We start from the raw sequence: 23915 nt of genomic DNA, 5'->3' as shown, positions 1-23915 counted from the left end.
ATTTTATTGTTTTTTGTCTGTTTCTTGAGTTTTTTGGCAGTAAAAAAGCCTTTTCACTACTCAATCATGAGACGTTTCTCTTAAAACTCTTACCCTTAGTCTTTCTGCAGCGGAACAGCGAAGTAAGCCTTCTTGCCTGTTGGCCATATACCCTGGATGTAGAGCACTGGGTCCTTGCTGGTAGAAGCACTCTTTACAGCCTTCTGCAGGTCATCAATCGTATTGATGTTGTTGTCGTTGATGCGCTGGATGATGAAACCGCGTGAAATGCCACCATCCTTCAGGGCGCCGCTGTTCACCTTCATTACCTCTACACCATACTTGATGTTGAGCTGGTTCTTCTGGCTCTCTGTAATAGGGCGGAAGCTGCCACCGAGCACGTCGAGGTCGGCACTCTTGATAACCGAAGTATTACCCTGGGCATTCTTCAGCGTGATGGTCTTGGTGCTTGCCTTCTTGTTGCGCAGGTAGGTGATGCTCATCTTGTCGCCAGGGCGCTTGCCGTTCAGGATTTCCTGCAGCTCAGCCATCTTGGTCACCTTCTTGCCGTCAACCTTGGTAATCACGTCACCTTCCTTCAGTCCTGCCTCAGCACCGTTGCCGTCTTCATCAACCTTGGCAATGTAAACACCCTCGTTGGTTCCCAGGTTCACATCCTTGCCGTTCTCCTTCTGGGCGTTGATATAGTTCAGCACATCGCTTCCCTGTATGCTCAGCATCACGCGCTGTACGCTGCCGTATTTCTTCAGGTCGTCTACCACCTTGTTCATGATAGAGGTAGGGATGGCGAAACCGTAGCCGGAGTAAGAACCGGTCTGTGAATAGAGCATGGCGTTGATGCCTACCAGTTCGCCCTGGGTGTTGACGAGTGCACCGCCCGAGTTACCTGCGTTGATGGCAGCATCGGTCTGGATGAAACTCTCTACACCGTTGGCACCGAGTGAACGTGCCTTGGCAGAGATAATGCCGGCTGTAACCGTATTGTTCAGTCCGAATGGGTTGCCCACGGCGATGACCCATTCACCCACCTTCACCTTGTCGCTGTCGGCGATAGGCAGGGTAGGCAGGTTCTTGCCGTCTACCTTGATGAGGGCGAGGTCGGTAGTCTTGTCGGTTCCGATGATGCGAGCCGAGAATTCACGGTTGTCGTTCAGCGTTACGGTCAGCTCGTCAGCACCTTCTACCACGTGGTTGTTGGTAACGATGTAACCGTCCTGACTGATGATGACACCCGAACCGGTAGCCTCTCTCTTCGGAGTCTGCACTTTCTGCTTGCGTGTGCCTCCGTTGCCCTGTCCCGGGTTGCCGAAGAAGCCGAACGGGTCGAAGAATCCTCCGAATGGGTCGTCCTGCACATCTACCGTCTTCACCTTCGAGTTCTGTACGTATTTAATATGTACTACTGCAGGCAGCGCCTTCTCGGCAGCATAGGTTAAGTCTACAGGCTGACCTGCTGGCGCAGCGGTAACTGCAGGTGTAGCATTTACTTTCATGAAAGCACCGGCTGAAAATGCGAGCGAACCAACGCAGAGCACAGCCACAACATAATTACTTAATTTTTTCATGTCTCTTATTTTTTTATTGTTTACTTTTCTTTTCCTTGGAACTGTAGCAGCTAATATCATGCCAAAGTTAGCTTGTCATGCACCGCTCTGTTTTCCGGTTGCAAATATAGGGTCATTTTTTGAGATACGCTTCATTCTCTGCATAAATTTATTCCGTTTTAACATTTCAAATTAACACTTTAACGGCTATTAAACAAGAAATGCCCTAAATTCACAAATATTTGAATGTAAGCACGAAAATCTTAGTTTTGTATACGAAACTATCTTCTGCTGATTGGTAAATATCTGTTAAACGATAGGGACTCAGAAACTCGGTTTAACCGGGGAAAAGAGTGAAAAATAGCCTTGCGAATAACTAATGATGCATAAAAAAGTGAGGAATCGTGCGATAGTATCAAAAGTTTTTTGTACTTTTGCATGTCGAAAGCAGTGCTCCGGTCTGTCGCTGGCATCTTTCAGGTGCGAGAGGAAAGTCCGGGCAGCATAGAGCATCCCACTTCCGAAACTAGAAGCTATTGGTGACAGTAGGTGTCGGTAGAAGAAAATAACCGCTTTCACTTATCCCGTTTGTCCAGTCTGGGGTGGTGAGAGTAAGGGTGAGAAGGTGGTGTAAGAGACCACCAGCTGGCGGGTGATCGCCAGGCTGTGCCATCTGGGAGCTGTAAGCTCATGTATACCGCAGATTGAGGGCGGCTCGTCCGATTGCCTTAGGGCTGCTGTGGAGGGTAGAGTGCTTGAGCCCAAGGGTGACTTTGGGACTAGATAAATGACAGACGTTCTTATATCTGGTATGAACACAGCATAACAGCATATCTGATATAGGAACACAGAACTCGGCTTACAGGGGCACTGCTTTCTTTTTTTCAGCATCGCAGCCTTTATATATAATAAGGTATAAGATGCATTCATTTTTAAACGATTTTAAAAACTAGCAAGATTATGAAACTCAGAGAACCGGAAAAGCAGATATTAGATGATTTCGAACATAAGGTAACGGGCAAGATAGCGAAATATGGCAATGAGCCCGATTTCCCAAAGTTTGAGAACTACGGCATTACCCGTATGGAGCTGGATGATTATCTTTTCGATAAGCAGTCGATACTCGACATGGGTGGTTCCAAGCGCAGCCAGCTCACCATCGGCGGTTTCATCACCGTCCTCCCCGTACTGGTGCTGTCCTGTTTCCCGGATAAGTCACCCGTCTACGACAACGGCAAGATGCTCGCCACGGTCATAGCCGTCATCATCGGTCTGCTGCTGGCGTGTTTTGTCAAGGCACTTCTCCAGATGATCATCGCCTATCGCGTGAACCATCATAAGGAGCCTAAGATGGAGACCTACATCAAGGCAGTCCTCTTCTACGAGAAGCGGTCGTAACTGTAAACTATAAATAATAAACTATAAACTATAAACTATAAGTAGTATGACATTACCAGACTTTATGGACTATAAGGACAAGTTCACCCAGCGTGCATTTGTCGAGAAGATTTCGCATGTTGCCAAACGTGCCGGTGCCAAGATGGTTTATACAGCGCTCATTCTCTATTATACGTTAGAGAGTGACAAGGTTTCGCTGAAGGACAAGGCTCTGATCGTAGGAGCCTTGGGTTATCTCATCAGTCCGCTCGATGTGATTCCAGACGCCATCCCTATTGCCGGTTTGGGCGATGACCTGGCCGTATTGCTGTTTGTGCTCAAGAAAGTTTGGGGTGAGGTTTCAGATGATGTAAAGTCAAAGGCTCAGGACAAGTTGAAGAAGTGGTTTGATGAAGATGAGATTCCATCAGCCGATGACCTCTTCAAGGATTCAGCCACCGATACACCGGTTTGAAAATGATAATGACCCTTAATGACTTTGACCCTTCATGACCGGAATTCTCGGTAGAACGAAAACGACCGCTCTCCTCATATAGAGGTGAGCGGTCGATTTTGTTTTATCCCATGCAGCTCGTTACTCCGAGCGTAGTAGCGATAGCGGTCAGAATGCTGATGGCTATCTGCAGAATTGTTTTCCAAGTGTTCGCTTTCATTTTTTTTGAATGTTGAATGTTGAGTGTTGAATGTTGAATTTTTGGGGGGCGGATAGGCTGGGCTAGGGGCTAGCACCCTAGCCAGTCTATCCTTGGGCTATTCAAGGCCGTCGCCAGTATCGTCCTTGCCGGTAGTGCCGCCGCTTGATTCAGAGCCTTGGCCGTCGCTGCCGGTCTGACCGGTGTTTGAACCGCCTGGGGTAGAACCGCCTGGCGTATTATCCGGAGTAGTTGGCGCGTTGAGGTCAACGTTGGTCTTACCCTCCTTAATCGCCTTGATGACGGCTGCCTGAGCACTGCGGCTGGCTACGAGGTTGAACTCGGCGTCATCGCGAAGGTTCTTGAACTCCTGACCTGGCTCCCACTGAACCTTCACGCCGGTGATGTTCTGTGCGGTGAACTTGTCGGCATCCTCGGCACCCTTTGAGGTGAGAAGGAGAGAGAAATCACCGAGGTCGCCCAGACGGATTTTCTTGCCCTCAAGCAACATCTCACGCATGCAGTCTACGGCAATGTAGAGGATGGCGCTGATGTCAGCTCTCGAATAGACACTGCCATGTGAAGTGATGTGCTTGGCAAACTTCTCGATGGTCATGATGTCGGTGTACTGTGAGATGGCGAAAGCATTCTGCTTCTCGGTCTTCACGAGTTCCAGGTCTTTCTGGTCAGGATTCTTACCCTCCTTCTTCGCCTGGTTGATGCGTGACTTCGCCTGGTTGATCTCCAGAAGATTTGCGTTCACGCTACGCATTACGATGCTGTAATTAATCATAGTCGTTTGTAGTATGTTTAGAGTCCTTTGTTTTGCAACTCCCCAGAACGCCCCGTTCCTGCCGTTTTCGGGGTCTTCATTGATGACCGGCGCCTGCCATCATTTATGACCCGTGTTGGTCTTAATAGAAGACCCGAGCAAGGCACAAAAGGCTGTTCTTTCGATTGCCGGTGCAAAGATACAACATTTTCGGGCAGAATGCAAGCTTTCCCCCTGACTTTCTATGTGAGAAAAGCTATAAGTAGCTGTAATACAATAAGTTCTATTGGTTTTTTATCTGAACTTTATTGCAGAAACAATGAAAAAGCAAGAAAAGACTCGGAAGTAGCTGAAGAAATGAAAAGGGGTCATTTGGTGTCAATGTCATTTAGGGTCATTTGAAAAAGTAAATGTCACTTTCACTGCTATAGTATATATAAATATTTATTTATATATATCTATAGTGACTTTTTAACTCTCGGAAAACATAATGACCCTAAATGACTTTGACCTAATGACCCACTAAATGTAATGCTTGAATGGGTTGTTTGCTAGAGTATGTGATAGTTCTAAATTGCTTGTGTATGAGGTAATTATGAAAGTTTATATCAGTTGTACTTCATTTGCATGCGTATAATAATAATCTACATTCTCTGATGTGAAATACTGCACATTACGCCGCTCTAGTGTTCATTTTTTATATCCACAATTCATTGTATTTGTCAAAAATACCTACCTTTGGAGCATGATTTCACGTCCGAGGAGGGGCATTTTTTACCCTTAGAAGAGGGGGTAAAACATCTTCCTAACCTCCATATTTTGCATTTTTCCGTTAAATAACGTGATAAAATTCTTGGGTTTGCCAACTTTTTATTATCTTTGCTAGCAATTAACAAATTATTGACGTAGCAATAGTCCGGAAAGCTAGAAACTACATAATAACAATACTAAGATGAAAAGATATAACTGGTTGATGTCCAAAGTTTTAGGGGGGTAATTTTGCTCAGGCAAAGTTAGCCCAATATCATCATGTTCTTATCCGCTGGCGAATATTATCTTATTTTTATATGATAATAGTCGCTTTTTTTATGCTTTCTTCCACCGCCTGTTCTAGTGACGAAGAAACAGAAAAATCAGAGGCTTTTGATTACGAAACCACATTTTTAGCCCACGAATGGCAGATTTCAGCCCTTTATCAGCGCGTTGGAAGTATCTTTATCGACGTAAAAGAGGCTCCTTTGTTCTGCAGTTTCACCTCAGATGCTATTTCTTTCTCCGAAACGACGGAAGTGAACCACTTCGACGAAGGCGGTAAAATAACCCAAACTACCACCGAAAACGTTGCTTGCGGTCACTACACCTATTTAATAAAGGAGAACAAAATACAGATAGATAATCAGATATTCACCATTACGGACAACAACGGGACCCTCGTTCTGCAGAATGAGGACTGGAAGCTTGTGCTCGTAGAAAAATAAACATATTATGGCTAAGAAACAAGATACAATCAGCATTGGTTTTGAAGAGAAAATATGGAAGGCTGCCGATATTCTGAGAGGCAACATTGACGCCGCTCAGTATAAAGGAGTTGTACTTGAACTTATCTTTCTGAAATACATCAGCGACCGCTTCGACCAGAAGTTTCAGGAGCTGCAGGGCGACGAATACGCCGACCCGGAAGATAAGGACGAATACACCGCCGAGAACATCTTCTTCGTGCCTGCTGAAGCCCGATGGAGCAAGATTAGTGCTGCTGCCCGTACTCCAGAAATTGGCATTGTGATAGATGAAGCGTTGGTGGCGATAGAACGTGAAAACGAAAGACTGAAGGGTATTCTGACCAAAAACTTCGCTCGTCCGGAGCTTGACAAGCGCCGTCTTGGCGATGTGGTAGAGCTCTTTACGAATATTGAAATGCAAGATGCAAGCGAGGAAAATGACGTGTTGGGTAGAACTTATGAATACTGCCTTCAGAAGTTTGCTTCACTTGAAGGTAAAAATGCTGGCGAGTTCTATACGCCTTCCTGCATTGTCCGCACGCTGGTAGAGATTCTGGAACCTTACGAGGGTAGAGTCTTTGACCCTTGTTGCGGTTCGGGCGGTATGTTTGTGCAAAGCGCCAAGTTTATCAAGCGTCATCAGGGTAATCTTCGCAAGATTAGTATCTATGGACAGGAAAGCAACCCTGAGACATGGAAGATTGCGCACATGAACCTTGCCATCCATGGTTTGGAAGCGAATCTGGGTAGTGTATATGCAGACAGTTTCTTCGATGATCAGCATCCTACATTGAAGGCAGATTTTGTTCTTGCCAATCCTCCTTTTAATAAAAATGAATGGGGACAGAATGCGCTTCAGGAAGACGTGCGCTGGCAGTATGGTTTGCCACCTGCTGGCAACGCCAACTTTGCGTGGATGCAGCACATGATTCACCATTTGGCTCCAAACGGAAAGATAGGTTTGGTGCTGGCGAATGGTGCACTTTCGAGTCAGAGTGGCGGCGAGGGACAGATTCGCCAAGCCATCATCGAAGCCGACCTGGTAGAGGGAATCGTGGCTTTGCCTTCGCAGCTGTTCTACAGTACGGGTATTCCTGTAAGTCTTTGGTTTATCAGCCGTAACAAGGCGCAGAAGGGCAAGACCGTATTTATCGACGCTCGCAATCTGGGCACGATGGTAACCCGCAAGCTTCGTGAGCTGATGCCTGATACGGATATTAAGAAAATCTCTGATACCTTCCATGCTTTCCAGCAGGGAACCCTAGAGGATGAAAAGGGTTTCTGTGCCGTGTGCACCACCGAGCAGATTGCTGCTCAGGACTTCATTTTAACTCCTGGAAGATACGTAGGAATCGCCGAAGACAAAGGCGACGGAGTGCCTTTCGAGGAGAAAATGACGAATCTTACCGCAGAACTGAAGCAGCTGTTTGAGGAAAGCAAGAAGCAGGAAGAAGAGATCAGATTGCAGTTGAAGAAAATTGGATGGGAGGTGTAAGAATGGAGTGGAAAGAAGATGTTCTAGGGAATGTTCTTGAAGTAAAATATGGAAAAGACCATAAGAAACTTGCAGATGGACAATATCCCGTTTATGGAAGTGGCGGATTGATGCGCTACGTGGATTCTAAGCTCTATGATGGGCCTTCTATTCTGATTCCAAGAAAGGGTACTCTAAACAATATTATGTTTGTTGAAAGCCCATTTTGGACTGTAGATACAATGTTTTGGTCCATTATAAATACTGACAAAGTAGATCCCAAATTCCTTTTTTATTCTATCTGTAAAAGAGATTTTGCAAGTATGAATGTCGGTTCTGCAGTCCCTAGTATGACGGTAAATATATTGAATGATATTCAGATATCTTATCCGAAGAATATTGAAGACCAGCGCCGCATTGCTTCCATCCTTTCTTCTCTCGACCGCAAGATAGAGTTGAACAACAAGATCAATGCTGATTTGGAGGAGATGGCGCAGGCTATTTTCAAGAATTGGTTCGTTGACTTTGAGCCTTTCAAGGATGGTAAGTTCGTAGATAGCGAATTGGGAATGATTCCGGAAGGATGGAAAGTAGGATGTTTGGGAGATATTGCGGAAATAACAAGCGGCAAAAGACCTCCGAAAAAGTCGAAGGATAAGACCAAAGAATTGTTTATTCCATTAATTGGTGCTTCAGATATAATGGGTTTTACATCTGATGTTTTATATGAAAGGTCTATACTTGTTATTGGTAGAGTTGGAACACATGGTGTTGTACAACGTTTCCAAGAAAAGTGCTGGCCATCTGACAATACGTTGGTAATTGAAAGTAGTTATTATAATTACGTTTATCAGTTGTTGAAAGGAATTGATTATTCAGCAATAAATAGAGGTTCGACTCAGCCGCTGATTACACAAACTGACGTAAAGAACACAGATGTTATAATTGCTCCGGAGAATGTTTTGAAAGAATATGAAAGTATAACTTCAACATTATTTAGTAAACATAGAGCAAACATCAAGGAGAACTCCCGTCTCTCCCTCCTCCGAGACACCCTTCTCCCTCGCTTAATGTCAGGCGAGCTGGAAATTCCGGAATAAGAAGAGCAACGAAAGAAAATAACGAGAAAAAATATTAAATAATATCATTATGGCAGACGACAAGAAATTCACCGAAGACGCATACGAGCAAACGCTCATTGCCCTGTTCCGCGACGAACTCGGCTATGCGTACGAATGTGGCTACGAGGTGGAGCGCGACTATAAGGAGCCCTTCTATCGTGCCGATTTGGTCGCCTCGATGCGACGGCTTAATCCTGAACTGCCAGCCGATGCAATGGATGAAGGAATCAAGCAAATCACCAACATCAGCATTGGTACTTTAGAACAGAACAACGAGCAGTTTACACTCTGGATGCAAAACGGTCTGGAGGTGGGATTCCTGCAAGATGGCGAAGAACGAACAGCCCTGATGAGGCTCATCGACTTCGACCATCCCGAAAGAAACCTCTTCAAGGTGGTGAACCAGTGGCGAGTAGAAGAGTATAAGAACAAGCGCTGCGATATGGTGGTGATGGTCAACGGATTGCCTCTCGTGGTGGTGGAGCTGAAAAGCGCCATTTCCGAAGACGCAACCATCGACGACGCCTACAAGCAGATCAAGAACTATCAGCAGAGCATTCCAAGCCTCTTCAGCTACAACGCCTTTAACGTAATCAGCGACATGAGCGAAACACGTGCCGGAACCATCACCGCCAAGCAAGACCGCTACATGGAATGGAAGACTATAGACGGCTCATACGAGTCAACCCTCTTCGCCGACTATCGCACCTTCTTCCTCGGCATGTTCCAGCAGCAGCGACTGCTCGATATTCTGCAGAACTTCATCTGCTTCGACAAGAACCAGGGCAAATACGCCAAGATTCTTACCGCCTACCACCAGTACTACGCCGTGGGCAAAGCCCTGCAGCGCACCCGTACCGCAGTGGAAGGCAACGGAAAAATCGGCGTATTCTGGCACACGCAGGGTTCGGGCAAGAGCCTCTCCATGGTGTTCTACGCCCACCAGCTGGTGCAGCGACTGCCCGAAGTAACCATCGTGGTGGTAACCGACCGCAAGGACCTCGACAACCAGCTCTTCGGTCAGTTCTGCCGCTGCCAGGACTTCCTTCGTCAGGAACCACAGAACGCCCAGAGCCGTGAAGACCTGGGTAATCTGCTCCGTAACCGAAAGAGTGGGGGAATCATCTTCACCACCATTCAGAAGTTTGAAGAAGGCGACTCGGCACTCTCCACCCGCCGCAACATCATCGTGATGACCGATGAGGCGCACCGCTCGCAATACGGCGAGGAGCACTGGGACAACAAGAGTCTGACGATGAAGAAGGGATTCAGCCAGAAGATGAGAGAAGCCCTGCCAGGCGCCTCATTTATCGGCTTCACCGGAACGCCTATCAGCGACCGCGACAGAGACACGGAGGAAGTGTTCGGCAACTACATCGACGTTTACGACATGAGTCAGGCGGTAGATGATGGAGCCACCCGTCCGGTCTATTACGAGAGCCGTGTGGTGAACCTGAACCTCGACGAAGACACGATGAACCTGCTGAACGATGAGTTCGACAACCTGGCCGATGAGGGAGCCACCGAGGAGCAGATCAGGCAGGCGAAGCAGGAGCACAGCCGACTGGAAGTACTCCTGGGTGAAGACGCCACCATCGACACGCTGGTAAGGGATATTGTGAAGCACTACGAGGAAAACCGTGCGCAGGAACTCACCGGCAAGGCAATGATCGTAGCACTGACCCGAAGCATCGCCATCAAAATCTACCGCAAGATGCTGGAGCTTCGCCCCCAGTGGACGGAGAAGGTAAAGGTGGTGATGAGCGGTTCGAACCAGGACCCCGAAGACTGGCAGCCGATTATCGGCAACGAAGCCTACAAGAAGGAACTGGCAAGAAAATTCAAGGACAACGACGATGAGATGAAAATCGCCATCGTAAGAGATATGTGGCTCACGGGCTTCGATGTTCCGTCGCTCGCCACCATGTACGTATATAAGCCGATGAGCGGTCATAACCTGATGCAGGCAATAGCCCGTGTGAACCGAGTGTTCCCGGGCAAGGAAGGCGGACTGATAGTGGATTACGTAGGCATTGCGCAGGCGCTGAAGAGTGCCATGCAGCAGTACACCAACCGTGACCGCCGCCGCTTCGGAGACCCAGACATCGCCAAGACCGCCAAGGTGAAATGGAAGGAAGAGATGGAAATCTGCCGAGACCAGCTTCATGGTTTCGACTATTCCGGCTTCTTCGAACAGGACAACTCGAAGCGGGCACTCGCCATTACGAGCGGAGCCAACTTCCTGAGTTCTCCAGCCATGGTTCAGCGCAAGAAGAATTTCATGGAGCACAGCAATCTGCTTCACAACGCCACCACGCTCTGCCGTTCGCTTCTGAATGAGCAGCAGAAGGCAGAGGTGTGCTATATGGATGCGTTGCGCGTGATGATGCTCAAACTCTCGCAGAAGGGCAAGATCAGCCGCCATGAAATCAACGAGCGCATCGGTGAGCTGCTCCGTCAGAGTGTGAAGACCGACGGAGTCATCAATCTCTTCGGCGACCGCCAGATAGAGTTCTCGCTCTTTGACGACGCCTTCATCCAGGAGGTGAAGAACATGAAGGAGCGCAACCTGGCGGTGGAACTGCTCACCAAACTGATGAAAGAAAAAATCAAGCAGCAGCAGAAGACCAACGTGGTTCAGAGCGACCTCTTCTCCGACATGCTCAGCCAGAGTCTCTCCAACTATCTGAAGGGCTTGCTCACCAACGAGGAAGTGATAGAGGAGCTGTTGAAGATGGCTCAGCAGATGAAGCAGGCAGAGGCAGAGGGCAATGACCTGGGACTTTCGCCCGAGGAGAAGGCATTCTATGATGCGCTCTCCACGCCCGAAGGAGTGCGGCAGGCTTACTCCGACGAGGAGTTTGTGGCGCTGACCCGGGAACTGACAGAAGTCTTGCACCGCAACCGCACCATCGACTGGAACCGGAAGGAATCAGCCAGGGCGAAGATGCGAGTGATGGTGAAGCGACTGCTCAAAAAGTATAAGTATCCACCAGAGGGTGCAGAAAAGGCGCTGGAAACTGTGATGCGCCAATGCGACCACTGGGCGGATGATGAAGAAAACGTAGTATAAACCCTTTAAAATTTGAAGTAAGAAACAGAAAGTAAACAAGAAAAATAACATATAGATATTGACGCTGATTATCTGCACTTCTACAGTATTTAGAACCTGCAAAATTCAAAAACGACAAGAAGAAGGTGACAGCAAGGCGTCCACTCCTCTACGGCGTGGGCAGTACTTGTTTGTACCTTGTCGTAGGTTCTTGCAGGTACCTTAATACTGGTACTTACAGGGAACCCCATGCCGCTTATTTAAACAACATAACAAATCAAACCTAGAAAAAGAATATGCAGACAGAGGAAATACCAAATACTGACAATAACTACAATTCTCTTCTGAAGATTTCATCAGAAGAAGATCTTTTTGTGGAAGATGAAGTAACAGGAGTCAAGAAATACACTCCAGTAACAACTACTGATGTGGGTCAGTTTAAAAGAGAGGCAGAACATTTGTATAAGGAGATTCAGCATGCTATTGGTGAAATACGATGGAATGCAGAGAAGCATAAAGGTCTTACCTGTTATTTTCATATTTACCAGAACCTTGCCGAACAGTTGACAGATTTTCTTAATTATATTCATACGCTCCATAAGAAAGTCTACATTTCCATCTACAAGAGCTACGATGATGAATTCATGGGGATTTATACTGATGTTTTAGAGAAGGTGCTCCAGGAAATTCAGACCATCGCCCGGAAGCATTCAGACTATTTGCTCGATAAGGAAGAGGAGTATGGTCAGATTCCCTATGCTAAGGCTATTTACGAGCAATGCGAGAAGCTTAAAGTTCCTGCCGGAGACGACTTTCCCCAGTTTGATTCCCATTACAGGAACTTTGTCTCTATTGGGTTGAAGATGGCTTTGACTGAAACCATCTCCACAGTTACCGCTATTTGTGCTGATTTCCTAGCCTTATACAGAACCCGCCTTTTCCGCACCGACCATGAGGCTGTTATTATTTACCATTATATCAAGCGAATTTTCGACGAGGGCACGCTACCTGACCATCTGAAACATGAGGTAAAGGTAAAGAAGCATCGCATGGAAAGCAGGAGAATAGCCATTACCAACGACAGCTTACAGAAAGTGATGGATGGGGTTGAGGATAAATACAACAATTATACGCTTTGTTCTGACTGGTTTGAGCGAGAGGAGGATGAGGAAGAAGAACTTGTCCGTACGCTAGTCAGGGAGCAGGCTTTGCCCGAGGATTTTGAAACGCTGTTCAAGTATCAGGGTGAGCATAAAATGTGGGAGGCAGAGATTGCCAGGGCTGATGATTTTGAGCGTAACAGCGACTCGTTCTTTGTGAACTGGGTAGATTCCATAAAGTTGGAGGAGAAGTTGAAGTTCTGGATAAAGGGCAACATTACGTCTCAGCAAAGCTGGTACATAGTCTGGTGCCTGATGAAATATACTTTCCACATGGTGCGTGATAATCAGGACAAGGCAGCCTTTGCCGCCCGCATGAACCTGATGTTTCCGGATGCAGAAAAGAAATGTGTGGTGGAGTCGTTCCGCAAGCAGGAAACGCAGAAGAACCACAACCACCATTTTTCGGAGTGGCTTGAAGGCTCCGATCCCGATTATCATACCGCCCAGGATCTGTATTATAAGCTGGCGAAAAGGGATGGTTATATGAGAAGTATTTGAATTGGTATAGGAAAGTAGAGAGGAAGATTTAGAGATAACTATCGTCCCTGGGTATAAAAATAAGGATAATTCCGGTAATATTCTACGGCTTTTTTGAAAATATTCCGTAGAATATTACCGCTTTTCAAAAAAATATTGTATTTTTCGGTAATAGAGGGCTTACATACAATCCCGAATTGCAGTTGTTTACAGAAAGTTTTGCGACAGACGCAACACGTATAGTTCGCTGGAAAGCATTTCTGAAAAAGATTCAATGATTATCGAAGAATTTTGTAATCTCCTTCTTCTCTCCACTTGCTTCATTCCACTGTTTGAGCAAGTTTGTAGCATTGAACATACTATCTTTGGTTCTTTGCTCGACCAAAAAATTACCCATTCGTCTCTTCATTACTTGATTTGTAATCATCTTCCCTATATTTAATGATTTATAATTAATATTATTCCTTATAAAAAGGTTATATGAAACAGGCAATAGACCTCTGAGAGAGTGGTTCTCCCCCTTACCCCCATCATTTATAGCAATAATGAGAGATTGGTGGGAATATTCCACTCGAAGTTATATGAACCCAGTATAATGAGCCCCTTCGGTCGGGTCAGTTGCCAAATCGTACAGCACTTAACCTAAGCAGCTTTCGGGGTACGCCCCGCCCTGCCCGCCTTCTGCCTTCAGTTCCTGCGGTGTCACCATGCACCTCTTGTGACGTGGGTTTTAAGTCTGTGTAGCCGAGTGTATTTAGCCGACAAGCCACCAAGACTACTTGTTTACTCTCGAAAAAGAATAGGGAATGTGAAAACCCTATCCTTTGTTCGTGTTGCGCTCCGAACTCTGGATAGGGTTTCGTATAGGGAAGTGAATAATCACTCAAATATACTTAAACGTCCGCTGTTTAGTGCGCTACTACTAACAAGCGCTGCAAAAGTACATAAATCATTGCAAACCACCAAATTAGCAAATTTTTCATTAACTCGCTTTATTGTGGATAAATATGGATAATTTATATTTAATAGGCTTTTCGGGGATTTTTGACTTTAACCTTTCTAAGTTTAATTAACACAAAAATGCCCCACGCCACCAAAAATGAAGATGCAGGGCGATATATGATAGGGTATAAAAGAAATGCGAAAGTAAAGCCCCACCATTGAGTACCAACGGCAGGGCTGAGATAGATATATGAGTTTCAAAGAATAATTGCATTGCAAAGATAGGCAAAATATCAGAGAACTCAAAGAGATAGTGAAAATTTCTTCTGTAAGCGGTTAAAATAGTCTGTTGGTATGATTTATCGGTTCGATAGTTTAAACGTCTTGTATGTACAATAAATCCCCACCTACAAATAAGCAAGTGGGGAAATTGTTATCTTATAGTATCAGCAACTTGAATATTACCCATATTCAATATATTGCCAGATTTAATACCATCTGTTCCAAAACTATAATCGGTACAAGCATCCACGTAGGCATTTGCAAATATTACACCAGCTTTGCTCTTATCTTTAATGAGCCTCAGAAGAGTTTTATCTTTTTGGCTAATCATGAAGTCGAATTTAAATCCATCCTTAACGCAATCTAGTACACCATTTTGGTATCTATCATTGTCACACCATTCATACAGGATGCCATCAACCTTTATATTGAAGTATTGAAACTCGTTTCTTACATGACCGCCAAATCCGTTTTCTCCGATAGCACGGAAATTAATGACGCAAAGACTATCCGTTTTCCAAACGACTTGATAATTGCTTATCTTGAAGTCTTCTGGATTAATAGCATTATTGTCTATCCATTTTTTAAGGTTTTCTTTAGTCTGTACAACAAAAGGAATTTCCTTTGGTTTGGGTTGTTCTTTTGTTTTACTGCTGCAACTAGCAAAAAACACCACAGCAATCATAATTGCCATAAACATTAAAATCTTTTTCATAATTCATGCCTTGTTATATTATTATTTTCGTTTTCCAACTCCAAGTGTGATGATTGGGAGAGTTTCCCTATACGTCGTGCTTGTTAGTTGTATGATAGCATCAACATGAAGTGAAAGCTATAATGAATGCAAAATAAGCATTTCGGACTCAGCTTATCAATTCAAATATGAATAGAGATTTATCATTTTAGTTTCTCAATCTTACTTTTTGGCAAATCTGTTATTTGCATAACTGTTTCTATATCCATGCCAGCATCCAACATCTTTTTTGCTATTTGGAGAGCTTTCGAGTTTTTACCTTCCTCACGCCCTTTTTCCAAAGCCGTATCTATAGAGTTCTTGACATCACGATACGCCTTTAAACTATCCTCATATTCTTTCAACTCTGTTGGGGTGAACTTTGCAATCTCGGCCTCCTCAAAGAGTTTAGTAAACACTTTCTCTTTCAAGGCAGCAGGACGCTCATCCAATCGGGAAAGGTTTTTCAATACATATAACCACTTATCATAAAGCGTGTCAAGCTCCTCCTCTGTCTTGTTGAACTTCGCTATCTCAACATACTTGAAAGAAAGTTTGTCATTAAAAACCTTAAGAGTCTTCTTGTCAAGCAAACCCACATCATGGTTGATATCATTTTTGTCAAATGCCTCTTCTTCCAAATCGAAATTCAGCAGAGCAACAGTGTAAACATGTTCAAGCTTGAAGTTCCATTCAGCCCCCTTTGGAGCCTGTTCACGGATAGGAAAAGTAGAATAGAACAAAGAACGATCCTTGAAGTACTTCTGATAAGCATTCTGCATCTCAACGATGAACTTTTCACCACGCTCATTTTCGCAATATACATCAAAAATGGCCTTGCGCTCGGCAAAAACATCACCAACGTGCTCACTATTCAAGTACTTCACATCCTTGATGACCTGAAAACCATCAAACAGTGAATTCAAGAAATTGATGAGCAAATCCTTGTTGGGCTTTGTTCCAAAGATACGCTTAAAACCAAAATCGGTAAGCAAGCTAATATAACGTTCTTCTATCCGTTTCATATCCATTTCCTTTTAAAACGTTTAACTGAATTGTAGTGCAAAAATAAGCATTTATTTCGAATTATAAATATCTGGAGTGTTAAAATATTGGTTGTGGGGGTGATTTTTCCCAAGATTCCTACGATTTTTCCCAACGTTGGGAAAAAATGAGGGATTTTATGGGGGGAAAGAGGGATGATTTACCCTTTTTCTTTACTTTTTAACTCTCTTTTTCTTATTCTTCTTTCTTTTTCCCAAGAAATGCCCGATTTTTCCCAAATACGTGGGTTTTTCGGGGGAGTTGTGGGAAAGGGATTGTTTTGCCTTTGTTTTCGCAGTACTTTTGCAGCGTCGAAGAAACAAGACAACGCTGAAATGGTTTGGTGCTCTTGAAACCTCTTCGTACAATTATATAGTATGTATACTCAGATTATGAGAGTGGTGCAGCAGGGCGAGACCTTCGCTGTGCAGAGTCAGAAAAGTGAGAACGGCCAGATGATGAAATGCAACATCGTTCTCCAGGAGATGGGCGGCAAGTATGAGAACCAGTACGCTGCGGCAATGCTCGGCAATATGGCGCAATGTAAGTATGCTCCGGGTGAACTGGTGGCTGTTACGCTCCGCTTTACAACCCATGAGCACAATGGTCAGGTTTATCAGGATATTCTGGTTACGGACATTGAAAAGGTAAAAGGGTAAAAAAGTAAAAAGGTAAAAAGGAGGCTTCGCTTGGAGACTTATTGCGGAGATTCTTAGTTATTAACTGAGTTGGGACAGAGGAGGATTTTCCATGGTAAAGCGCGCAACAATCCGGATGTTTCTTCTCCTAAAATTCAATTCAGATTATGGTTAAGAAAGTAAACAAGGTTCAGAACAATGCTCAGAATAATGTTCTGAACCAGCAGGTGAATAATAATGACTGCCAGCATGTGCAGTTGGGTGGAATGGCTTACTATGATGCTAAGCAGTATTTCCTCTTCAGTCCCCAGGAATCGGGGGTGAATAAGGTTCCTCGATTCCGTTCGATGGGCGTGGCTCAGCAAATGCCTGACGGAACATTTGATTTCGTGGTGCAGCACCGCCTCAGAACTCAGTCGGAACTGATTAAGAAACTGGCGCATGGTCGTGTGAGCAAGACCAAGGACGGTGCTGTTCAGCTTACCTTGAAGGTGTTCTGCCATGAGGGAATCAACATCGCCCGAACACTGGCTGTTGAGGCAGAAGAAGGTGCTGATGCGGTAGTGGATTACCAACTGAAACATTAGGATTTTGTATTCAACTTAAAACGATAAGTAGAAACAGATAGATGAGTTGTTATTTAATAAAGGTGGAGAATGGGCACAAGGTTGCCCGCTCCATCACTTCGGAAGAGGAGTATAAGCAGCTGCGTGGAAGCAACGAGCAGAAGGCGAATCTTCGCCTGGCTCGTGCCGGAAACGATGCTGCGAAACGGAGACTGGTGCAGTTTAATTACTCCGGCCATTATCCGCAAGGGGTGGTGAAGGGAATGAAACTGCCAAGCGGTGCTTTCGGGTTTGATATGGATGAGCCGGAGGCTTTTGCCAAGGCTGCCAAGCTGCTGCTGAAAGAACCGGATAAGTACGGACTTCTGATGCTGGAACGCAGCGCACGACAAGGCGGACATGCGGTTTTTGAACGCGAAAAGGGCAAGACGGTTCTGGAGAATCAGGTGAGGATTGCTACGATGCTCAAGTGCGAAATGGATACTTCGGCTCACGATATTAATCGGGTTTACTTCACTACCACATCGGATGGCGAAGATCTGCTATTCCTTTCGCCACGACTCTTCAAGGATGAATATGATGAGGCTGCCGTGGCTGCTGAAGGGAAAGTGCTGGAAGAGCGTGAAAGATACGGAAACGAGGAACTGCCGGAAGGGGCGCACAAAGCGAACAAGCATTATGAGCCTTGGAAGGAAGAAATCAAGAAGAATCCTCAGGGGAGCTTTAAGAGTCAAGAATTAAAGAATTCGAGAATTTCTACTTCTGCTGCTTCTGCCTCTGCTGCGTCAACTTCTGCTACTTCAACTACTTCTGCTGCTCAGGACAATTATCTCGGGATTCCTTATGGGGAAATCATTAAGAAGTGGTGGCAATTGTATAATGATGGGCAGGAGCCGATGCGCTCCAACCGCAATACGCTGACCTTTGAGCTGGCTGTGAACCTGCGCCACATCTGTGGTTTTGACCGCAATCTGCTGGCTCAGATTATTCCCTGCTACGATGGGTTTCCCGAACAGGAAAAGATGGTTTGCATCAACTCGGCATTGAACGAGAAAATCACGCAAATGCCTAAGCGACTGAAGGATGTGCTCTCTGCCATCCGTCAGGAACGAATGAAGCAAGGAAATGCGGGTGGTGGTTCGGTGGCTGACAATGAGGCGCTGGTAAATGCGCTGGACGAGGCTAACGCCAAGGATGATCTGTTCTATTATAATGCGCTGCCTAAGTTGCCGCAAGGCATTCGGGATTCCATCAGCGCAGTGGGTCCGGCACTGGCACTGCCTGTAATCACAGCCATCTGTCCTGCCATCGGAATGCTCGCAACGGGCGTGAAGGTTTCCGTTCACGGCAAGATGAACTCGCTGAACCTCATCTCCTACATCGCCGGAGATTTTGCATCTGGCAAGGGTAGTATTGACCCCGTGATTGACGCATGGACTTCGGAAGTGAAGGAAATGGACAAAATGTATCTGCAGAAGGAGGATGAATGGCGAGCCAAGAAACGTGCAGCCAAGAACAAGAAGGAGCAGCCGGAAGAGCCGAAACTGCCTGTAAGATGCTTGACACTGAACAATACGGTGGCAAATCTTGCTGAAAGACTGGCGAATACCGAAGGCAAACACGCCTTCTCGTTTACTCCGGAAGCTGACACCGTAGCGCAGAAGTGGAAATCGGCAATGAGCGACTTTTCAGTCATGTTGAGACAGGCTTACGACGGAACAAGCTATGAGCGTGAAGCAAGAAGTGCAGATGCAGTGAATGTTCATATAGACAGACTGTTATGGAACGTGGTGATGTGTGGAACGCCTGATGCGCTCTATCGAGTGGTAAGCAATTATACAGATGGTTTCCAGAGCCGTATAATCGTGGCAAAAACGCCCGATAATACCTTCACTCCACTTTCTGACAACATGTATGTAATGAACGAACGCCAGCGCGACCGCATCATTCAGATTGCTCATCTTCTGCCTTTGCTGACCGGTGAGGTGGTTCTGCCCAAGCTGGAGGATAAAGGTAGGGAATGGCTGGAACAGATCAGACTGGAGACGATGAAAAATGACGACAAGGTGAAAGCCCGCCAGCGTTTCCGTATCTGTCCAACCACCATGAGAATGATGACCTGCATCATGCTCTGCAAGGTTCTGGAAACGCTGATTCAGAAGCATGGATTCAATGGAGCCGAGAAACAGCTGAAGGAGTCACCTGATTTGTGGAAGGGAATGCTCGTAAAGACGCAGACACCAACCATGCTCGAAGCCTTCAATATCCTGGCAGATTATCAGTTGGACAATGCACTCTACTTCTTCCGTAGTCGCATAGAGGATGCGTTCTCATCCAAGAATTATTGCAGTCAGTCGCCCTACGATCGTACACATAGAGGTAAGAATGATTCCATCTTCGAACGTCTTGACGTAACTTTCACCTTTGAGCAGGCAGAGCAGCAGAGTGTTGCCGTAAAGGGCGCAACTGCTACCCATGAGACGGTAAGGCAGATGCTGAAGAATTGGAAGCGTCAAGGTTTGATCAGTATTTTACCAGACAAGCGTTATCAGAAAGTTACTTCTATCATATAAAATCCGGTCATTTCCGGTCATGGTCATTTCCGGTCATTTTGGTTTTCGGTTCTTAAATCAGCCTTAATGGCCGGCCTTGATCCAATTATTCATTATCAATTATTAATTGTAAATTATCATGAACATCAATATATTCCGCCGTCGCTTCACTCCATGGAGTGTGGATGGCACAATGGTTATAGGTGGCAAGATTTTCTGCGACACCTTAGAACGTCCTAACCGTCATTTGCCAGCAGGACGTTATAAGATTTCTCTCATTCCTACCAAGCAAAAGAAGGTGTCGGAGACAAAGAAGAAAAATAAGTATGAAAGAGGAAAATATGAAATTGTTATCAAGCCTGTTATTCTGTTAAGATCCAATTACGTGCCTCGTACTGTTAGGCGCAGAGCTCGCTTCGTGCCTGGCAACGGTCCGCTACGTCTGAGAAACAAGAGTATCATTCTGGGCAAGTCTCATTATACCGGAATCGTTACGCAATCAGAAAAATGCTATAATGAATTTTGCCAGTTGTTGGATGAGGAATTCAAGAGGATGAAGAAAAAGCATCTACCGTGCAGAATCAATCTGTTTATCAGGGATTGGGGTGTTGACGAAATCCCCCTTAATTATCTGCTTATTTTTCAATAATTAATATTCAATATCATGCGTAAGATAAAGGAAATCATCATTCATTGCAGTGCGACCAAGGAAGGTCGCAACTTTACCGTAGCGGATATTGACCGCTGGCACCGGGAGCGCGGAATGCGCTGCATAGGTTATCATTTCGTGATTTATCGTGATGGCAGCATTCATGTAGGCCGTGCGATAGAGGAGGTTGGCGCCCATTGCAAGGGCCATAATTCCATCAGTATAGGCGTCTGCTACATCGGCGGCTTATCAAAGAAAGGTAAGCCGAAGGATACAAGAACCCGAGACCAGAAAGCGGCAATGCGCTCGCTCATCGAGCAGCTGAAGGAGGAATATCCATTAGCCACGATTCATGGTCATAATGAATTTGCCAACAAAGCCTGTCCCTGCTTTGATGTAAAGAAGGAGTGGGGGAAGGAGTAAACACAAAAATAGCGGATCTTCACAGACCCGCTATTTCCTATTATATTAATTTTATTTAAATATTTTATAGGAAAATTTATTGTCTTATACAATGCCCTGAGCCATCATAGCCTTAGCTACCTTCAGGAAGCCGGCTACGTTTGCACCCTTTACGTAATTTACGTAACCGTCTGGCTCAGTACCATACTTCACGCAGTTAGCGTGAATATCGTTCATGATGTCGTGGAGCTTAGCATCAACCTCCTCACGAGACCACTTCAGACGCTCTGAGTTCTGGCTCATCTCAAGACCTGATACTGCAACACCACCTGCGTTGGCTGCCTTACCTGGAGAGTAGAGAATCTTAGCATCCTGGAATACCTTGATAGCCTCTGGAGTAGAAGGCATGTTAGCACCCTCGCTTACTGCGATTACACCGTTGGCGATGAGAGCCTTGGCTGCCTCCTCGTTGATTTCGTTCTGAGTAGCTGATGGGAGAGCGATGTCTGCCTTCTCAAACCAAGGCTTAGCACCTGCAACATATTTTACACCATACTTCTCTGCATATTCCTTGATACGGCCACGCTCTACGTTCTTGAGCTCCATGATGTAATCGAGCTTCTCGCGGTCGATTCCGTCTGGGTCGTAGATGTAACCGTCAGAATCTGAACATGTAACTGGCTTAGCACCCAACTGGAGCAACTTCTCCATAGTGTACTGGGCTACATTACCTGAACCTGAAACCAAAACAGTCTTGCCCTTGATGTCAATACCCTTGGTAGCGAGCATGTTGCAGAGGAAGTATACGTTACCGTAACCTGTAGCCTCAGGACGGATCAATGAACCGCCGAACTCCTGACCCTTACCGGTCAAGACGCCCTGGAACTGGTGTGTCAACTTCTTGTACATTCCGAAGAGGTAACCTACCTCACGGCCACCTACACCGATGTCACCAGCTGGAACATCCTCGTCTGGACCCATGTGACGATAAAGCTCTGTCATGAAAGCCTGGCAGAAACGCATTACCTCGTTGTTGCTCTTGCCACGTGGAGAGAAGTCGGAACCACCCTTAGCACCACCCATTGGGAGAGTAGTAAGAGAGTTCTTGAATGTCTGCTCGAAAGCCAAGAACTTCAAAATACCCAAGTTTACTGACTTGTGGTAGCGAAGACCTCCCTTGTAAGGGCCAATCGCGTTGTTGTGCTGTACGCGGTAACCCATGTTAGTCTGTACGTTGCCCTTATCATCTACCCAAGATACGCGGAACTGGATGATGCGGTCTGGAATGCAGAGACGCTCGATGAGGTTTGCCTTCTCAAACTCTGGGTGCTTGTTGTACTCTTCCTCGATAGTACCGAGAACCTGACTAACTGCCTGAATGTACTCAGGCTCATTTGGGAATCTTCTTTGGAGATTCGCGATTACTTCAGATGCTTTCATAATCTTTAATCTTTTATTGTGTTTAAATTCTTATTTTTTATTTCTGATTGCAAAGATACATGTTTTTCTTGAAAACACCAACAAAAAGAAAGAAAAAATGCAGAAAAAGTAGAAAAAAGATATTTTTTAACATTCTTAATCACGATTTGTAGCGCTTTTGTGTACGCACACCTTATTATATAAGAGACGTTTTTCGGGGTTTAAGCCTTTATCTCCGTTTTAGGGAATCTTGCATTCTGACGACTTCTGTTTATCTATCCTGCGCCATAGGGCATAAATGAGCAGGATGATAGCGTAGAGACCGATTACCTGAGGCAGACTGATTCTTACGTTTTCGATGCTTGCTCCAGGCAGCATGCTGATCAGTTTTATGGCTGTATTCAAAAACTGGGTGATGCTGGTCAGGGCGCCTGATGTAAGGCTGATGAGTGGGGCGACAACCGGTGCTATGGGCGCCCATAACGTGAGTGGGGAGAACAGGATTAAGGCTGCTCCAAGATATAGGATGATGGTTGCTGCGGGAATGGCGATGTAATTGGTGAGAAGTGAATAGCACGATATTCTGCCGAAGGTGTAGACGATGACCGGAAGGGTTCCTACCTGGGCTGCCAGCGAAACGCAAAGGAGTCCCCATGCCCAACGGATGAAACGGCTGCGGATGGGGAGGAGGGTGTAAAGGGGTGTGAAGAACAGCAGAATGGAGGCTACTGCCAGGAACGAAAGCTGGAAACTCAACTCGAAAAGATAGAGCGGACTGATGAAAAGCATAAATATATAAGCTGAGGCTAAGGTGTTGAGCGGCAGACCGGTACGATGGAATGCTAAACTTAAGCTGTAGGCTGAAAGCATGATGGCTGCACGGACTGCACTTGCCGGTAATCCTATGAGAAAAACGTAGGTCCAGATGGAGATGAGGGACAGGATGATGGTGTAAACTGAGTACTTTCTGCCGCCTAGCAGAAAGATGAAAAGCTGGAAGATTATGCCTATATGAAGTCCGCTTACTGCCAGGATGTGACTGGCTCCGGAAATGGAGTAACTGTTTCGGGTGTTCGAGTCGAGTGCGCTCTTGTCGCCCAGCGCCATGGCTGCGATGACTGCATAGTCTTGCTGTTTTAAGTGAAGGGAAACCAGTTTGCTTTCAATATTGCTTTTATAGCGTTCGGTATTGATTTTTGCCCGTGTGAGGTAAGACAGTTCCTGCCAGTTCTTCAGTTGTGTAGAGGTTTGGGAATCAGCTATTTGCTTACAGGTAAGAAAAGCCCCAAGGCTCAGGATGCATAAATGAATCATCACGCATTGGGAGAAGATGAGAAACTGGTGGCTCCTGCTGAAGTAAGCTTTTGGGCTTAAGAACTCAGTAAGGAAAAAGATGATGCTGCCAAGGGCGCATGAAATGATGGAGATGATGAGCCAGAAGCGCATGTTGAAATCATCATAGCCCCATTTGGCTATGATGATTCCGATCGTCAGTGTGAGGCTGATGGTCATGAGCGGGGTGAGGGGTAGCTCTTTCATCATTCCTCTTTCCTTTT

Annotated in this window: 19 protein-coding genes and 1 other RNA gene; 13 read left to right on the top strand and 7 right to left on the bottom strand. The window is 45.7% G+C overall.

Annotated elements, in window-relative coordinates; translation table 11 throughout:
• Nucleotides 1-95 precede the first annotated feature (95 nt).
• Nucleotides 96-1565: a Do family serine endopeptidase gene (locus tag ONT18_RS06715; protein ID WP_118191767.1), complete on the bottom strand. Its 1470-nt coding sequence runs from the start codon at nt 1563-1565 to the stop codon at nt 96-98.
• A 426-nt stretch (nt 1566-1991) separates the two neighbouring features.
• Here ONT18_RS06715 and rnpB point away from each other — a divergent pair.
• The 3 genes from rnpB to ONT18_RS06700 all read left to right on the top strand — a co-directional run bounded on the left by rnpB (nt 1992) and on the right by ONT18_RS06700 (nt 3396).
• An RNA gene (gene rnpB / locus ONT18_RS06710) (RNase P RNA component class A) lies at nt 1992-2422 on the top strand.
• Between the two features lie 82 nt (nt 2423-2504).
• Nucleotides 2505-2942, top strand: a complete 438-nt coding sequence (locus ONT18_RS06705; protein WP_200758206.1) for a hypothetical protein — start codon at nt 2505-2507, stop codon at nt 2940-2942.
• A 46-nt stretch (nt 2943-2988) separates the two neighbouring features.
• A complete protein-coding gene (locus tag ONT18_RS06700) occupies nt 2989-3396 on the top strand; it encodes a YkvA family protein (protein WP_117728888.1) in 408 nt (135 codons plus the stop codon).
• Nucleotides 3397-3499: 103 nt separating this feature from the next.
• Here ONT18_RS06700 and ONT18_RS06695 read toward each other — a convergent pair whose 3' ends face one another.
• Together ONT18_RS06695 and ONT18_RS06690 are read right to left on the bottom strand one after the other, a co-directional pair.
• Nucleotides 3500-3595 carry a smalltalk protein gene (locus ONT18_RS06695; protein WP_153072405.1) on the bottom strand — a complete coding sequence of 32 codons (96 nt, stop codon included), beginning with the start codon at nt 3593-3595 and terminating at the stop codon, nt 3500-3502.
• Between the two features lie 97 nt (nt 3596-3692).
• Nucleotides 3693-4367 carry an HU family DNA-binding protein gene (locus tag ONT18_RS06690; protein ID WP_417159017.1) on the bottom strand — a complete coding sequence of 225 codons (675 nt, stop codon included), beginning with the start codon at nt 4365-4367 and terminating at the stop codon, nt 3693-3695.
• Nucleotides 4368-5413: 1046 nt separating this feature from the next.
• Between ONT18_RS06690 and ONT18_RS06685 the strand changes: the two genes are divergently transcribed.
• The 5 genes from ONT18_RS06685 to ONT18_RS06665 all read left to right on the top strand — a co-directional run bounded on the left by ONT18_RS06685 (nt 5414) and on the right by ONT18_RS06665 (nt 13153).
• The gene (locus tag ONT18_RS06685; RefSeq protein ID WP_264904604.1) at nt 5414-5824 is read left to right on the top strand and encodes a hypothetical protein; all 411 of its coding nucleotides are present in this window, start codon (nt 5414-5416) and stop codon (nt 5822-5824) included.
• Between the two features lie 7 nt (nt 5825-5831).
• Nucleotides 5832-7340 carry a type I restriction-modification system subunit M gene (locus tag ONT18_RS06680; protein WP_264904602.1) on the top strand — a complete coding sequence of 503 codons (1509 nt, stop codon included), beginning with the start codon at nt 5832-5834 and terminating at the stop codon, nt 7338-7340.
• Nucleotides 7341-7342: 2 nt separating this feature from the next.
• A complete protein-coding gene (locus ONT18_RS06675; protein ID WP_264904601.1) occupies nt 7343-8419 on the top strand; it encodes a restriction endonuclease subunit S in 1077 nt (358 codons plus the stop codon).
• A 49-nt stretch (nt 8420-8468) separates the two neighbouring features.
• Entirely contained in the window at nt 8469-11513 is a 3045-nt protein-coding gene (locus ONT18_RS06670; RefSeq protein WP_264904599.1) for a type I restriction endonuclease subunit R, read from the top strand.
• 275 nt (nt 11514-11788) lie between these two features.
• Entirely contained in the window at nt 11789-13153 is a 1365-nt protein-coding gene (locus ONT18_RS06665) for a hypothetical protein (protein ID WP_264904597.1), read from the top strand.
• A gap of 1354 nt (nt 13154-14507) precedes the next feature.
• Here ONT18_RS06665 and ONT18_RS06660 read toward each other — a convergent pair.
• Nucleotides 14508-15071: a hypothetical protein gene (locus tag ONT18_RS06660; protein WP_264904595.1), complete on the bottom strand. Its 564-nt coding sequence runs from the start codon at nt 15069-15071 to the stop codon at nt 14508-14510.
• Nucleotides 15072-15253: 182 nt separating this feature from the next.
• The gene (locus ONT18_RS06655; protein WP_215652712.1) at nt 15254-16120 is read right to left on the bottom strand and encodes an Rpn family recombination-promoting nuclease/putative transposase; all 867 of its coding nucleotides are present in this window, start codon (nt 16118-16120) and stop codon (nt 15254-15256) included.
• A gap of 390 nt (nt 16121-16510) precedes the next feature.
• Here ONT18_RS06655 and ONT18_RS06650 point away from each other — a divergent pair, with 390 nt between their 5' ends.
• The 5 genes from ONT18_RS06650 (at nt 16511) to ONT18_RS06630 (ending at nt 20961) form a co-directional block, all read left to right on the top strand.
• A complete protein-coding gene (locus tag ONT18_RS06650) occupies nt 16511-16792 on the top strand; it encodes a DUF3127 domain-containing protein (RefSeq protein WP_118063867.1) in 282 nt (93 codons plus the stop codon).
• A 146-nt stretch (nt 16793-16938) separates the two neighbouring features.
• Entirely contained in the window at nt 16939-17358 is a 420-nt protein-coding gene (locus ONT18_RS06645; protein ID WP_264904591.1) for a hypothetical protein, read from the top strand.
• Between the two features lie 41 nt (nt 17359-17399).
• Nucleotides 17400-19910 (top strand): YfjI family protein, encoded by a 2511-nt coding sequence (locus ONT18_RS06640; protein ID WP_264904589.1) that lies wholly within the window; start codon nt 17400-17402, stop codon nt 19908-19910.
• 118 nt (nt 19911-20028) lie between these two features.
• Nucleotides 20029-20538 carry a DUF5675 family protein gene (locus ONT18_RS06635; RefSeq protein WP_264904587.1) on the top strand — a complete coding sequence of 170 codons (510 nt, stop codon included), beginning with the start codon at nt 20029-20031 and terminating at the stop codon, nt 20536-20538.
• Nucleotides 20539-20553: 15 nt separating this feature from the next.
• Nucleotides 20554-20961, top strand: a complete 408-nt coding sequence (locus ONT18_RS06630; RefSeq protein WP_117728661.1) for an N-acetylmuramoyl-L-alanine amidase — start codon at nt 20554-20556, stop codon at nt 20959-20961.
• 84 nt (nt 20962-21045) lie between these two features.
• Here the strand turns inward: ONT18_RS06630 and ONT18_RS06625 are convergent, their stop codons facing one another.
• Nucleotides 21046-22380: an NADP-specific glutamate dehydrogenase gene (locus ONT18_RS06625; RefSeq protein WP_006847509.1), complete on the bottom strand. Its 1335-nt coding sequence runs from the start codon at nt 22378-22380 to the stop codon at nt 21046-21048.
• Between the two features lie 219 nt (nt 22381-22599).
• The gene (locus ONT18_RS06620) at nt 22600-23901 is read right to left on the bottom strand and encodes a ComEC/Rec2 family competence protein (RefSeq protein ID WP_264904584.1); all 1302 of its coding nucleotides are present in this window, start codon (nt 23899-23901) and stop codon (nt 22600-22602) included.
• Nucleotides 23902-23915 lie beyond the last annotated feature (14 nt).

This window comes from Segatella copri, assembly GCF_026015295.1.
In the GTDB taxonomy this organism is placed as follows: Bacteria; Bacteroidota; Bacteroidia; order Bacteroidales; family Bacteroidaceae; genus Prevotella; species Prevotella copri_C.
This window is presented reverse-complemented; position numbering and strand designations above follow the sequence as displayed.

Bases quoted from the DNA above. Each gene is read 5' to 3' on its own strand.
- ONT18_RS06715 (WP_118191767.1), bottom strand. From the start codon at position 1,565: ATGAAAAAATTAAGTAATTATGTTGTGGCTGTGCTCTGCGTTGGTTCG.
- ONT18_RS06705 (WP_200758206.1), top strand. From the start codon at position 2,505: ATGAAACTCAGAGAACCGGAAAAGCAGATATTAGATGATTTCGAACAT.
- ONT18_RS06700 (WP_117728888.1), top strand. From the start codon at position 2,989: ATGACATTACCAGACTTTATGGACTATAAGGACAAGTTCACCCAGCGT.
- ONT18_RS06695 (WP_153072405.1), bottom strand. From the start codon at position 3,595: ATGAAAGCGAACACTTGGAAAACAATTCTGCAGATAGCCATCAGCATT.
- ONT18_RS06690 (WP_417159017.1), bottom strand. From the start codon at position 4,367: ATGATTAATTACAGCATCGTAATGCGTAGCGTGAACGCAAATCTTCTG.
- ONT18_RS06685 (WP_264904604.1), top strand. From the start codon at position 5,414: ATGATAATAGTCGCTTTTTTTATGCTTTCTTCCACCGCCTGTTCTAGT.
- ONT18_RS06680 (WP_264904602.1), top strand. From the start codon at position 5,832: ATGGCTAAGAAACAAGATACAATCAGCATTGGTTTTGAAGAGAAAATA.
- ONT18_RS06675 (WP_264904601.1), top strand. From the start codon at position 7,343: ATGGAGTGGAAAGAAGATGTTCTAGGGAATGTTCTTGAAGTAAAATAT.
- ONT18_RS06670 (WP_264904599.1), top strand. From the start codon at position 8,469: ATGGCAGACGACAAGAAATTCACCGAAGACGCATACGAGCAAACGCTC.
- ONT18_RS06665 (WP_264904597.1), top strand. From the start codon at position 11,789: ATGCAGACAGAGGAAATACCAAATACTGACAATAACTACAATTCTCTT.
- ONT18_RS06660 (WP_264904595.1), bottom strand. From the start codon at position 15,071: ATGAAAAAGATTTTAATGTTTATGGCAATTATGATTGCTGTGGTGTTT.
- ONT18_RS06655 (WP_215652712.1), bottom strand. From the start codon at position 16,120: ATGGATATGAAACGGATAGAAGAACGTTATATTAGCTTGCTTACCGAT.
- ONT18_RS06650 (WP_118063867.1), top strand. From the start codon at position 16,511: ATGTATACTCAGATTATGAGAGTGGTGCAGCAGGGCGAGACCTTCGCT.
- ONT18_RS06645 (WP_264904591.1), top strand. From the start codon at position 16,939: ATGGTTAAGAAAGTAAACAAGGTTCAGAACAATGCTCAGAATAATGTT.
- ONT18_RS06640 (WP_264904589.1), top strand. From the start codon at position 17,400: ATGAGTTGTTATTTAATAAAGGTGGAGAATGGGCACAAGGTTGCCCGC.
- ONT18_RS06635 (WP_264904587.1), top strand. From the start codon at position 20,029: ATGAACATCAATATATTCCGCCGTCGCTTCACTCCATGGAGTGTGGAT.
- ONT18_RS06630 (WP_117728661.1), top strand. From the start codon at position 20,554: ATGCGTAAGATAAAGGAAATCATCATTCATTGCAGTGCGACCAAGGAA.
- ONT18_RS06625 (WP_006847509.1), bottom strand. From the start codon at position 22,380: ATGAAAGCATCTGAAGTAATCGCGAATCTCCAAAGAAGATTCCCAAAT.
- ONT18_RS06620 (WP_264904584.1), bottom strand. From the start codon at position 23,901: ATGATGAAAGAGCTACCCCTCACCCCGCTCATGACCATCAGCCTCACA.